At 67.2% G+C, this 12950-nt stretch carries 13 protein-coding genes; 6 read left to right on the forward strand and 7 right to left on the reverse strand.

All coding sequences use genetic code 11. The features are described from left to right. Positions 1-99 precede the first annotated feature (99 nt). From VH88_RS14695 to VH88_RS14710, 4 genes are all read right to left on the reverse strand, one after another. Positions 100-978, reverse strand: a complete 879-nt coding sequence (locus VH88_RS14695) for a hypothetical protein (RefSeq protein ID WP_045811906.1) — start codon at positions 976-978, stop codon at positions 100-102. Between the two features lie 71 nt (positions 979-1049). Beyond that, positions 1050-2216 (reverse strand): glutathionylspermidine synthase family protein, encoded by a 1167-nt coding sequence (locus VH88_RS14700; RefSeq protein WP_045811907.1) that lies wholly within the window; start codon positions 2214-2216, stop codon positions 1050-1052. 3 nt (positions 2217-2219) lie between these two features. Next, positions 2220-2960, reverse strand: a complete 741-nt coding sequence (locus tag VH88_RS14705) for a PspA/IM30 family protein (protein WP_045811908.1) — start codon at positions 2958-2960, stop codon at positions 2220-2222. Positions 2961-2976: 16 nt separating this feature from the next. Then, positions 2977-3657: a DUF2170 family protein gene (locus VH88_RS14710; protein ID WP_045811909.1), complete on the reverse strand. Its 681-nt coding sequence runs from the start codon at positions 3655-3657 to the stop codon at positions 2977-2979. Positions 3658-3736: 79 nt separating this feature from the next. Here VH88_RS14710 and VH88_RS14715 point away from each other — a divergent pair, with 79 nt between their 5' ends. The 6 genes from VH88_RS14715 (at position 3737) to VH88_RS14740 (ending at position 8791) form a co-directional block, all read left to right on the forward strand. Then, positions 3737-4780, forward strand: a complete 1044-nt coding sequence (locus tag VH88_RS14715) for a potassium channel family protein (protein ID WP_082064533.1) — start codon at positions 3737-3739, stop codon at positions 4778-4780. A gap of 7 nt (positions 4781-4787) precedes the next feature. Beyond that, entirely contained in the window at positions 4788-5435 is a 648-nt protein-coding gene (locus tag VH88_RS14720; RefSeq protein ID WP_045811910.1) for a YjfK family protein, read from the forward strand. A gap of 26 nt (positions 5436-5461) precedes the next feature. Further along, positions 5462-5875: a DUF350 domain-containing protein gene (locus VH88_RS14725; protein WP_017506364.1), complete on the forward strand. Its 414-nt coding sequence runs from the start codon at positions 5462-5464 to the stop codon at positions 5873-5875. A 4-nt stretch (positions 5876-5879) separates the two neighbouring features. Then, positions 5880-6494 carry a DUF1190 domain-containing protein gene (locus VH88_RS14730; protein ID WP_052689634.1) on the forward strand — a complete coding sequence of 205 codons (615 nt, stop codon included), beginning with the start codon at positions 5880-5882 and terminating at the stop codon, positions 6492-6494. 81 nt (positions 6495-6575) lie between these two features. After that, a complete protein-coding gene (locus tag VH88_RS15845) occupies positions 6576-7547 on the forward strand; it encodes a flavin reductase family protein (RefSeq protein ID WP_082064534.1) in 972 nt (323 codons plus the stop codon). Between the two features lie 47 nt (positions 7548-7594). Then, complete coding sequence (locus VH88_RS14740) at positions 7595-8791, forward strand: acetyl-CoA C-acyltransferase (RefSeq protein WP_045811911.1); 1197 nt, start codon at positions 7595-7597, stop codon at positions 8789-8791. Positions 8792-9381: 590 nt separating this feature from the next. Here the strand turns inward: VH88_RS14740 and VH88_RS14745 are convergent. The 3 genes from VH88_RS14745 to VH88_RS14755 all read right to left on the reverse strand — a co-directional run. Beyond that, entirely contained in the window at positions 9382-11766 is a 2385-nt protein-coding gene (locus tag VH88_RS14745; RefSeq protein ID WP_045811912.1) for an ATP-binding protein, read from the reverse strand. Positions 11767-11856: 90 nt separating this feature from the next. Then, positions 11857-12426, reverse strand: a complete 570-nt coding sequence (locus VH88_RS14750) for a hypothetical protein (RefSeq protein WP_045811921.1) — start codon at positions 12424-12426, stop codon at positions 11857-11859. Positions 12427-12503: 77 nt separating this feature from the next. Continuing rightward, on the reverse strand, positions 12504-12950 hold a 447-nt coding region (locus tag VH88_RS14755), incomplete at its 5' end, for a CBS domain-containing protein (protein ID WP_369796298.1).

Consider the following 12950-nt stretch of genomic DNA (forward strand, 5'->3'; position numbering starts at 1 on the left):
TACGCGATTTCAGCTCCGTCGTGAAATCAGAGCTCCCAATGCAAGGATATAGCCGAATAGGCGTCCCGCGCCGGATCGCACGGGACGCTCTGATAAGGCCTAGCGGCGGGCGCGCAGTTCCAGTTCGCCGATGCGGCGGCTCAGGTAGGCCGTGTCGTCGGTGGAGGGGCTGGTGCGGCTGTAGGCGGCGTCCAGGCGGGCGAGGTCGCCGGCCTCGACGCGGATGTCTGCGGCCTCGGTGCGGCTGACGGCGCCCGACCGTTCGGCGGCGGTCAGGGCGGTTTCCAGATTCGCCAGACGGGTGCGGGCGGGCAGGTTGGCCGACGGCGTCTGTCCGGCCGGGCCGTCGCCGACGCGCAGGTCCAGCGCGTCCAGACGCGCGTCCAGATCCGCGCGCTCGCTGGCGCTGATCGACCCGTCGGCGCTGTAGCGGCTCTCCAGCTGGATCAGGGCCTGATAGTCCGTTTTGAGGCGCGTCGCCTCGGTGCGGGTGATGCGGCGCGCGGTCACGGCGGCGTTGACTCGGGTCTCGAAGTCCGCACGGCCCTGGGCCACGGTGTCCATGTCGGCATAGCCCGGGGCGCCGGCTTCCAGCGTCTGGGTCAGGGCGGTGTAGCGGGCGTTCAGGTCGGCGCGTTCCTGGGCCGAGATGCCGCCGACGGCGTATTGGTTCTCCAGATCGACCAGGGCCGAATAGTCGGCGCGCAGGCGCGTCGCGGCCGAGGCGGAGACGCTCCCGGCGCGCACGCTGGCGTCCACGCGGGTCGAGAACTGGCTCTGGCCGTCACGCAGCGGACGGCCGCCGCGCAGCCAGGCCTGATCCATGGCCGACAGACCCAGACGATCGCCGAACAGGGCGCCCACGACCGCACCCAGACGATCTTGGGTCGTCGAAGGATATTGCGTCTGGGCGACTGCCGCGCCGCCCGCGAGGGTCAGGGCGGTGGTGGCGATCAGGGCGAGGCGGACGTTGCGCATGGGGAGGCTTCTTGTCGGTTGATCTCAGCCGACAAGACGGCGGTCGTCCGGCTTGGTTGCCTGCCGGCGCCTCAGTCGCGGATGAAGTGCGGCACGAAACGCGAGGTGTTTCTCGTGATGCGGCCGGTGTCCTCCCGCAGGCTGATGCCCGCTGGTTCCGTTCCCACCACCCACGAGCCGACGATCACATGGTTGCCGTCGAACAGGGGCGGATCGCACAGCGCCTGGCGGACGTGACGCCCTGCGCCATAGCCGCCGTCCACCACCTCTGCGGCGCTGACGCCCTGGTCGATCAGTTCGACATTGTCGCCTTCGCGCGAGAACAACGGCTTGCGCACATAGGACGAGCCCAGCGCCGCCTCGGCCGGATCTCCCTCGAAATAGCTCTCCAGCAGGTTGGGGTGGCCCGCATGCCGCTCCCACAACAACGGCAGTATGGCCTTGTTGGACAGGATGCTCTTCCACGCCGGCTCCAGCACGGTCACGTCCGCCATCGGCAGCGGCGCGGCGTAGTCGTCGCGCAGCATCTGCTCCCACGGATAGAGCTTGAACATCGCCTGGATGATCCAGTTCTCGTGATCGACAAACCGGCCGTCAGCGTTCAGCCCGATCTGGTCGATAGCGACGAACTGGGGCTCCAGCCCGGCCTGCTGAGCTAGGTCTTCCAGGAAGCGCACCGTCTGGCGGTCCTCGACGAAATCGGCGTCGGAGGCGAAATGGACGAAGCCGCCGTTCGGGAAGATGGCGCGGAACCGATCAACCAGCTTCTCATGCAGGCTGTTGAACTGATCCGCATCGGCAGGCAGGGCGCCGGCCTTGATCTGGTCCTCCAGCCACAACCACTGGAACACCGCCGTCTCATAAATGCTGGTCGGGGTGTCGGCGTTGTATTCGTACAGTTTCGCCGGACCCGTGCCGTCATAGGCGAAGTCGAACCGGCCATACAGGGACGGATCGCCCCGCTTCCAGCTGTCGGCCACATAGTCCCGCATGGTCTCGGGAATATCGAGCTGCTCCATCAGCCGCTCGGACTGAACGGCCTCGTTGACCAGCTCCAGGCACAGGCCGTGCAATTCCTCGGTCGGCGCCTCGATCCCGTCCTCGATCTCGGCCAGCGAGAAGGCGTAGGCCGCCGACTCGTCCCAATAGGGTTTGCCGTCGGTGTGGCGCCAGGTGAAGCCGAGTTCCTCGGCCTTGGCGTCCCAGTCGGTGCGGGGATCGAAGCGCAGACGCTCCATGGATCAGGCCGGGTCCTTGTCGGGCGTGGATTGGCCGATGCGCGGGGTGACCACGGTCACCTCCGGCTGGCTCAGGCGGGCCAGGACGTCGTCGGCCGAGGAATGACCGGGCAGGATGCCGGCCTCGCGCAGCTTGGCGTCCAGGTCCGCGCCGGTGCGACGATCCTCCAGCGCCTGGCTGGCGTTCAGCTTCTCTTCCTGGATCGCCTGGCGCTGTTTGATGCGTTGCAGGCTGTCCGCCGCCGAACCGATACGCGACTGGGCGCCGGCCGAGTTCAGGGCGACCGACGTCTGGGCCTTCTGGACGGAATCGTTGACCTTGACGATGTCGATCTCGCGACGAAGCGTCTCGATCTTCTGATCGGTCGAGGCGATGGCCGTGCGCAGGCGCGTCTCGGCGGTCTTCATGTCCTCGATCAGCGGGCCGCGGCTGGTGATCTCGACTTCCAGCTCGGCGATGCGGCCGGCGACTTCGCGCGCCAGATCGGTCTTGCCTTGGCCCAGGGCGGTGCGGGCCGAGCTTTCGTATTTGGCGATCTGGTCCCTGAACGATGCAAGTTCGTTTTCCGCCATGCGGCGGCGCGCCACCAGGCCGGCCAGGTCATCGCGGGCCTTGCCTTGAGCATTGTCGGCGTCGCGGATTTCCTGATCGAGGATCTTCAGCGCATTAGCGTCGACGACGCCCTGGGCCGCATCGTGGGCCGTGCCGCGGAACAGGGCGGACAGTTTTCTGAGCATGGACATGGTCGGTCTTCCGGGATCAGGCGGCGTCGGCGCCGAAGGTTTCACGCAGTTCGGTGGCGTCGATCGCATTCTCGGCCAGGGTGCGCAGTTCGATCAGGATGGTCTGAAGCGTCGTCTTGCAAGAGAGTTCGCCCATCAGCTCGTACACGTCTTCGCCACCGACGTTGGTGATGGCGAAGTTGGACAGGGGCACCACACGCTGGGCCTTCAGCAGGAACTCGTTGAAGGCATGGCGATCCTTCTGCTCCGACACCGGCCACAGCAGAACCGAACAGACGATCTGGGCGCCGCCGACGCTCAGATAGACCGGCAGGTCGCCGTATTCGTGCATGGTCGCCAGCAGCACCGACTCGGCGCCTTCGACCACGCGCAGGGTCATTTCGCCGTCACGCAGCAGGGTTGAGCCGTCCAGCGCCGCTTTGATGGCGGGCACGGTCCAGGGGGTCTCGATCACGGCGTCCATTTGATGGTCGTCTCCAGGGGTGATGGTATCGGAAGTGGGGCGGCGCGGGCGCCCCGCAAGCTGCGGCCCGCGTGTTGAATCGGTGACGATGGCGCGAACGGCCGCCTTGACGTCGTCGCGGGCTGCGGCTGGCACCCAAAGCTCCAGCTTGACCAGGCCGGCCTCACGACGCGCCTGTCGCCACGCACGAATGCGGTCGCTAGCGGCGGAGGGGGGCGATGCGTCGTTCGGCATATCGTTACATGAAACGCGTAACATGAACGCTTGACTTCGCCTAGGGGTCTGAGATCATCTTAGCGAGAGGGGAAGATGTATGTTGCTGCCGCGAATGAGGCTGGCCGTGATTTTCGACCGGGCGTTCCACGCCATGGCCGACATGCACTGGCGCATGCTGGGCGGGCTGATCCTCTTTCACGCCGTTTCGTCGTGGCTTCTCCTGGCCATCGCCCACGAAGCGGAACTGCACGATCCGCTGACCTTTTTCTATTGGTACGCGACGACGGCCTACACCGTAGGTTATGGAGACCTCAGTCCGCAAGGCGTCGGCGGGCGGCTGATCACCGCCTTGTGGATCTTTCCCGGCGCCATCGCGGCCTTCACGACGGTCGTGGCCAAGGTGCTGGCCGGGATCGGCGACATCTGGCGCGCCCGGCGATCGGGCAAGGGAGACTATTCAAGGATGACCGATACGATTCTGCTGGTCGGCTATCACCCCGTTCGAACGCCCAAGATGGTCCAGGAACTGTGTGCTGAGCTGAACCGGTCGCAGACCCTGGTGCTGCTGACGCGGCAGGCGGTGGCGGATGTCGATCCGAGCATTCGCTATGTCCAGACGGAAAGCCTGACCTCGACGATAGGGCTGACGCGCGCGGGCGCGGCGAATGCCAGTCGGATATTGGTCCACGCCAGCAACGACGCCGACACCCTGACCGCCACCCTAGCCGTCTCGGCGATGGCCCCTGACGCCGCGCACATCGTCTGCTTCTTCGATGACGCCGACAGCGCGCGGCTGTTGGCGCAGCACTGTCCCAAGGTCGAGATCGTCCTGTCGTCCGCGCCGGAAATGCTGGCCCGCGCCGCGCGCGATCCGGGATCCAGCCAAGTCATCAGCGCCCTGACCAGCCACCTCGACGAAGGCGCGACCCTGTTCAGCCTGAGATGGGCCGGTGCGGGTCGGTCGGTCGGCGACCTGACGCAGCGTTTCCTCCAGCACCGCGCGACCCTTCTGGCGCATCAGCCGGACGGCGCGGATTCGCCGCGTTTCAATCCCTCGCCGGAAACAGGCGTGGAACAGGGCGACCGCCTGTTCTATGTCTCGGCGGCCCGGCTGAACCAGCCGAGCCTGGCCGGATCCTGATCGTCCCATGTTCAAGAAGCTTTTCGGATCGTCGGAGAAGGTCGCGCCCGCCAATCGGCTGGCGACGGTGCGCAACATCACCGTGGGCCGCACCGTGTCGCTGGACCCGCTGGCCTGGCGCCGGCTGGGCGACGAGACCCAGTTCGCTCTAGATCGCGACGTGCTGGACATCTCGGCGCAGGGGGTGGTCAGCCTGGACAGCGGCCAGTTCGTCCATCGCTTCTACACCGACGACCACGTCATGCTTCAGGCCATGAGCGACGACGAGGCCGGGCTGGAATCCTACGACTTCAGCCTGTTCGTGCCCTGGACCTCGGCCTATCCGCCGGGCGAGCGCGAACGCCGCATCTGGCGCGACCGCCTGTCGGCGCCGGTCTTTCACGGCGCGGCCGAAGAGTTGCCCGACTATCCCCGCTTCTGGTTCGCCGAGAGCGACGCGATCCAGCCGCCCGTCACCCTGTGGGAGACGATCTGGGACGACCGCGCCGCGACCACGCCCTATGCCAAAATCTTCCAGACCTGCATGCTGTATGCGCGCGAACTGGGCGGCGGGCGCGAACTGATGCTGGCGCTTGAGCAGCAGCCCGAGGGCGGCGACACCACGCACGAAATCATGATCGGCATTCCGCTGGAAATGGCCGAGTTCCGCGCCTGAGCGCGCAATCCGAGGGGGCAAGACCGATGTTCGACTGGTTCATTTTTCAGCAGGGGGCGATCGCCTTCCTGATCGCCTTCGCCATGGCGGGCGCTTTCACCCTGGCCTTCAAACTGATCTACCAGTGGGTCACGCCGTATCATGAACATACGCTGATCCGAGAAGGCAACACGGCCGCCGCCATTGCTCTCGGGGGCGCCCTGATCGGCTATGTCCTGCCTCTGGCCTCGGCCCTGTCGCACACCGTCAGCCTGATGGAGTTCGCAGCCTGGGCCCTTCTGGCCGGCGTGATCCAGATCGTCGTCTTCGTCGCCATCAGCCGCATGGCCTTCCGCAATCTGGTCGTCCGCATCGAAGCGGGCGAGATCGCCGCGGCCGTCTATCTGGCCTCCATCTCCATCTGCGTCGGCCTGCTCAACGCCGCCTGCATGACGTCGTGAACCCATGACCGACTCCAAAGACCTGCCCAAGACAGAGACCATGCGCCGGCTGAAGCGCTCGCGCGTCCTGCACGTCAGCAGCCTGATGGCGACCGCCAGCTTCTCGCTGGCCGCCTGCGGCTCGCCCCAGCGCGTGCCTGCGCTTGAGCCCGAGCCGACCCTGGCCTATCAGTCGTTGGACGAGTGCAAGGCCGCCAACGACATTCCCGACAACGAATGCGACGCCGCCCTGGCAAAGGCTCAGCAAGAGGCCGCCAAGACCGCCCCGCGCTACGCCACCCGCGAGGAATGCGAGGGTCAGTGGGGACCGTCGCAGTGCCAGCCGAACAACAACGGCGGCTCCTTCTTCACCCCGCTGCTGACCGGCTTCATCGTCGGCCAGATGCTGAACGGCGGCGGCTATCGCGGCGGCGGACCGCTGTATCGCGACCGCGAGGGTCAACTGTCGAACGGCTATGGCGGCGGCTACGCCTACCGCGACTATCGCACCGGCAAGACCCTGACCAATGCGCGCGAGCACGGCGACGTCGCCCGTCAGGCCCCGACGCGGGTGCAGAGCCGCACCACCGTTGTCTCGCGCGGCGGCTTCGGCGGCGGCGGCCGAGGCTACGGCGGCTGATACAGTTCTGGCGCCCGGCGCCGGTCTTCCCCTAATAGGGATCGCGCCTACGCTTCACGACAGACCGGACCGCCTCGTCTCATGATCGCATCGCCGCCCCCGAATGGAGGCCTGGACGTCGAAAGCTGGGGCGACCCCGAGGATCCCATCGTCCTGCTGATTGGCGCGCCCGAGCATCTGTCCGGCGACTGGCCCCGGTCGGTGCGCGCGCTGGTCGACGCCGGCCGCCACATCATGCTCGCAGCCGATTTTGATAAAGCGGACGACAGCTCCGCCGCCTTGCGCCGACTTCTGACCGAGCTTCCCTCTCGCCCGGCCATCATCTGTTCCGACACGACGCTGGCGGCTGTCATCCCTGCGCTCGCCGTCACCGGCCCGGCCCTGGCCAGCTGTCTGGTGGTCGTCGCCGAAGGGCGGGGGGCTGTCTCGCCCGAGCTTGAGGCGCAGCTGGCCGGGACGCCCCTACAGACGATCGCGCGCGCCGAGGCGCCCGATGCGGTCGAAACGCAGAACGCCGCCCTCCTGGGCTTCCTGGAACGCCACGCCCCGCGGGACGCCCTGCATTATCAGGCCGGCTCCGACCCCCGCACCCTGCGCGACGCCTTGGGCTGTTTCGCCACCGGGGTCACGGTGGTCACGACCCTGGACGAGGCCGGACAGCCCGTCGGCCTGACCGCCAACTCCTTCTCCTCGGTGTCGCTGGATCCGCCGCTGATCCTGTTCTGCCTGGCCCGCTCGTCCACCAATGTCGACCGCTTCCGCCAGGCCGAACATTTCGCCATCAACGTCCTGCATATCGGCCAGCAGCCGACCTCCGGCGTCTTCGCCCGGTCTCAGGCCGACCGGTTCCTGGACGTGGCGTGGGAGACCTGGGACACGGGCGCGCCCATCCTGTCGGGCGCCCTGGCCAGTTTCGAATGCGGAACCGAACAGATCGTCGAGGCCGGCGATCACCTGGTCATCATCGGCCGGGTCCGGCGCGCCCGGTTCGAGCCGCGCCGCGATCCGCTGCTCTATTTCCGGGGCAAGTATCGGCGGCTGCACTTTTCCTGACCGGCCGGGATCGCTATCTCTCGCCCGAAATAGAGGAAGCCGTCCCCATGTCCGCGACCCCATCCGCCGATCCCGTCGTCATCGTCTCCTACGCCCGCACCCCGATGGGCGGTTTCCAGGGCGCGCTGTCCGACGCCAAGTCCACCGACCTGGGCGCCGTCGCGGTGAAGGCGGCCCTGGACCGCGCGGGTCTCGATCCGCAAAAGGTCGAGCAGATCATCATGGGCTGCGTCCTGCCTGCGGGCCTGGGCCAGGCGCCGGCGCGTCAGGCGGGCATGGGCGCGGGCCTGCCCACCTCCACCGAGGCGACCACCATCAACAAGATGTGCGGTTCGGGCATGCAGGCGGCCATGATGGCGCACGATGCCCTGGCCGCCGGTTCGGTCGATGTGATCGTGGCGGGCGGCATGGAGTCCATGACCAACGCCCCGTATCTGATGCAAAAGCACCGGGGCGGCGCACGCATCGGTCACGACGTCATTTCCGACAGCATGTATCTGGACGGGCTGGAGGACGCCTACACCCCCGGCAAGCTGATGGGGCAGTTCGCCGAGGACACGGCCAAGGCCTATCAGTTCACCCGCGAGCAGCAGGACGCCTACGCCATCGAGAGCGCGGGCCGGGCCAAGCGCGCCCAGGAGACAGGCGCCTTCGACGCCGAGATCGCCTCGGTCGAGGTCAAGACCCGCAAAGGCCCCGTCACCGTCGACCGCGACGAACAGCCGACCCGGTCCGACCCGTCCAAGATCCCCAATCTGAAGCCCGCCTTCGGCAAGGACGGCACGATCACCGCGGCCTCCGCCGCCTCGATTTCGGACGGCGCCGCCGCTCTGGTCATGATGCGCCAATCGACGGCCCAGGCCTTGGGCCTGACGCCGGTCGCCCGCGTGGTCAGCCAGGCCGCCCACGCCCACGAACCGCACCTGTTCACCACCGCCCCGGTCTTCGCCCTGCAAAAGGCGCTGAAGAAGGCCGGCTGGAGCGCCGACGACGTCGATCTGTGGGAGGTCAACGAGGCCTTCGCCATCGTGCCGATGATCGCCATGCAGGAACTCGGCATCCCCCACGACAAGATCAACGTCAACGGCGGCGCCTGCGCCCTGGGCCACCCGCTTGGGGCTTCCGGCGCCCGCGTCCTGACCACCCTCCTGTCCGCCCTGAAAGCCCACGGCAAAACCCGCGGCATGGCCGCCCTGTGCATCGGCGGCGGCGAAGCCACTGCGATGGGCGTGGAGTTGATTTAGGGCGGGCCGCAGTTTCGGCCTATGACGGTAGCGTCTTCCTAAGGTGTGCACCGAGACTGTAACGCATCCTTAACGGCGGCCGTTTAGCCGTTCTGCGACGGCTTGCATCCTGGAGTTTGCCGCCCGTTCCATGTCTCGACATTCAGAAGCCGTCCGGTTGGAGCGGTTAGGGTCCGCAAGACCTTCCGCATACCCTTGCTTGAAGCTGGAGATTAGCCACGCCTGGACGCCCGACGGCGCCTGATCTGAAGTGAGAGTGTCCACGCGCGCCTTGGCGCCAGCGGGAAGATGGGCGACACACGTCCCAGAGTATCTTCCTAACCCCATAAATGCTGCGACGGCTTCAGCGGCGTCAGGGTCCGAGGGAGTGATGATCGGGGGAGCAGCATTCTGCCCGAGAAGGCTCGCCATCAAAAAGGCAGCAACGATCATCTTTGTCCTCGTGCATTCATAGGGCGGTCGAAGGACTGCCCCAGGTCATTCTTGCACAACGCTAGATCATTGTGGAGGGGCTGCAAAACACCGCGTTGGAATAGCGCCCTACGTCGAAATGCGACATCGTCATCGGCAGCCGAAGTTATCGCAAGACTCTAAGCCGCGAACGCCGCCCGGATAGGCTGCACCGTCTGGTCGGGGCGTTTGACCGGCAGGTCGAAGCTGACGACCGTTCCGACGCCCGGCTGGCTTTCCATGCTCAGTTGGCCGCCGTGCATTTCGATCAGGGATTTGGTCAGGGCCAGGCCCAGGCCCGTGCCTTGCGTCGTTTTGGAATGCTGGCCCTCGACCTGTTCGAACGGGCGGGCTAGGCGCACCAGGTCTTCGGGCGCAATGCCGATGCCGGTGTCGGCGCAGGCGACGCGGACGCGGTCCTCGCCCTCGGCGCCCACGAAGGGTTTCAGCGACACGATGATGGAGCCGCCCTCGGGCGTGAACTTCACGGCGTTGGAGATCAGGTTCAGCATCACCTGTTTGACGCCGCGTTGATCGGCCTCGATGTCGGGCAGGTCGCCGGCCTCGACCGCGATCTTCAGGCCCGCCTCCTGCACCTTGCCGCGCATCAGCCGCACGGCGTCCTCGCACACCTCGCGCAAGGACACGGGCTCATAGTGCAGGGTCATCTTGCCGGCCTCGATCTTGGCCATGTCCAAGACGTCGTTGATCAGGCTCAGCAGATGCTGGCCCGACTTCAGGATGTCGCCGGCGTAGCCCTTGTATTTCTCGTTCAGCGGCCCGAACAACTCGCTGGCCATGATCTCCGAGAAGCCGTTGATGGCGTTCAACGGCGTGCGCAGCTCGTGGCTCATATTGGCCAGGAACTCGGACTTGGCCTGGTTGGCGGCCTCGGCCCGGGTCATGGCCACCTCGTATTTGCGCGCCAGAAGCGACAGCTTCTCCTGGCTGGATTCCAGCTGATCGACGGTGGCCCGCAGATCGTCGGCGGCGCGGCGGCGCTCGGCCTCCTGGCGTTTGATGGCGGTGATGTCGGCGGCGGTGACGACCGAGCCGCCTTCGGAGGTGAACCGCTCTGAAAGTTGCAGCCAGCGCCCGTCGTTCAGCTCGACCTCGCGCAGACCCGCACGACCGCTGGCCGGGCGATGCTCGGCCTTGATGGCCAGACCGGCGATCCGGTTCAGCTCGTCCTTCATGGCGCCGCGCCGCACCACGCCGTGATCGAAGTTGAAGGCGTCCTCGAACGCCTGGTTCCACAGGATCAGCCGGCCCTGACGATCAAACAGGACGAAGGCCTCGGAGATGCTCTCCACCCCGTCGCGCAGCCGGCTTTCGGCGGCTTGGGCGGCGGCGCGGGCGCGGCGCGCCTCGGTGATGTCCAACGCCACGCCCAGGATGGCGGAAAAGCCCGTGTCCCCGCGCTCCCCGCGCGCCTGGCCGCGCGCGTCGATCCAGCGCGCCCGCCCGTCCGGTCCCGCCACCGGAAAGGTGATCTCGAAGGCGCCATAGGCCGCCGCCTGGCGCAGGGCGTGGCGGAAATCTTCCTGAAAGCGCGGATGGACGCGGCCGATCACATCCTCGGCGTCGGTCACTCCGCCGCGCGAAAAGCCCAGCAGCGCGGCCATATAGTCCGACAGCGACACCTCGCCCTTGGCCAAATCCCACTCCCACACCCCGCACCGCGCGGCTTCGACGGCGATGCGGAACCGCTTTTCGGTCGCCACCCGTTCGCGATGCTGGCGCGTCTGACGCAGGCCGTAGAGGACGAATAAAACCACGACCCCGACCCCCAGCAGCAGTGGCGCCAGCACCACCCAGGCGTCGTCGAAGACCGAGGCGGTCGTCCCTTCCGAGATCGCGACCACATAGGGCCCCCCCGCGACAGTTCGAGCGGCGGCGGCGAGGCCGGCCTGGCCGCCCAGCGTCACGGCGCGCGGTTCGGCCTGGTCGACCAGGGCCGCAGGATCGACGCCGATCAGGGTGCGGATGGGTTGGCCGATCTCGGCGGCGCGCGCGGAGGCCAGCACCACGCCGCCCGCCGACACGATCCGCGTTTCGCCGCCTTCCGGCAGGACAGGGGCGATCCGCGCCTCCAGCCTCAGACCATCTGCATTGGTCTGGCCGGCGACGACAGATCCTTCGCCCTTGGCGGCCTGCACCGTCTCGCCGGGACCGACCAGGGTGAAGGCGACCTGGGCCGCGGCGGCCTGCGCGGCCTCGACGACCTCTATGGGGGCGCGTTTGGCGACGATGGCGGTGCGGCCGGCGGCCAGGCCCGGTTCGGCGGACTTGATCAACGCGGCGGTCTGGCTGGCGACCAGCTCGGCGTTCAGCTTCAGGTTTTCGGCTTCCAGGCGGCTGATTTCGCGGGTCGGCCGGCTGAACTCGCGCGACGCCATCAGGGCATAGGCGGCCGCGATCAGCGCCAGAACAAGGACGGTGATCCGCAACCAGGCGGGCGCGCCGGCGGCGCGGTCGGAGGCGCGACGCCCCGACCGATTTTCCCGCCGCTCCTCGTCCCGCAAGCCCCGACCCTCCGACAAACACTTCGTTGCCGGAATCTAGGCTGCGTCGCGGATTCGTGTCGAGGCTCGGCGCGCGCTTTTAACGGCTTTTTAAGCGGCGGTGACCGGCGACAACAGGCGGTCGGGCGCCGGCTCCAGCACACGCGTCACCCCGTGCAGCGTATCGCGCGCCTGTCGGGCCAGGGTCAGGACGGCCGGCGGCGCATCCTCCGGTGTTTCGGCGACCAGATCCACCAGATCCTGGGCCAGGCGCATCAATTGGGGCGCGGCGGCGATCAGCCGGGCCTGAAACTCGATATGCTGGGGGTTACGGTCGTATTCGGCGCCCGGCACACGCCAACCGCCCCAGTCCGCCCGATCGGTCACGACGACCGGATAGGTGCCGGGGTGGGGGTGATGCAGGCAATCCTCGGGCAGTTGCCATTTATTGCGCGCGCGCAGCAGCCGCCACTCCCCCAAGCCTTGGTCCGAGGCCGGATCATCGGTCGCCAGCAACAGTTCGTTGGCGGTGAACTCGCGCCCCAGACCGACGTCATAGGTGACGCGCACGGGCTCCTCGAACCCCTTGGCCCAGACGGGCTGGACCTGTTCGATGAAGGCCCAGGCGCCGACGCACTCGACCCAGACCTTCTGACCCTTCTGGAACTGTGCGCGCGCCATGCCATCCTCCGATATTCGAAGGAACAGCATGAACGACGATCCTTGACGCCCGGTGTCGGGGCGCGGTTACGCAGGTCTTAACGCGAGATGCTTTCCAGCGTCTCGCCGGCGTATTTCTCTTTCACGCGCGTCGACAGGTCGCCCAACGACACGACGCCGACCACGCGGCCATGCTTGTCCACGACCGGGGCGCGGCGGATCTGCTTGGCGCCCATCAGGTCCAGCACGACCTTCAGATCGTCGGTGTCCATCACCGTCTGCGGATCGCGGGTGATGAACTCCACCACCGAGGCGCTCGAGGCGGCGCCCGTGGCCAGGGCGCGCACCACGATGTCGCGATCGGTGATGGTGCCGATCAGCTGATCGCCGTCCGCCACGGGCACGAAGCCGAAGCCGCCCTTGGCCATGCGGCTGGCCACGTCCTGGATGGTGTCGGCGGGCCGGGCCAGGTGCACGTCCTTGGTCATCACGTCGCGGATCTTCATGGCGGGTTTCCTTGGTTGAAGCGTTGCGCTGGAAAACCT

Origin of the sequence: Brevundimonas sp. KM4, from assembly GCF_000964075.1 — a bacterium.
GTDB classification, from domain to species: domain Bacteria; phylum Pseudomonadota; class Alphaproteobacteria; order Caulobacterales; family Caulobacteraceae; genus Brevundimonas; species Brevundimonas huaxiensis.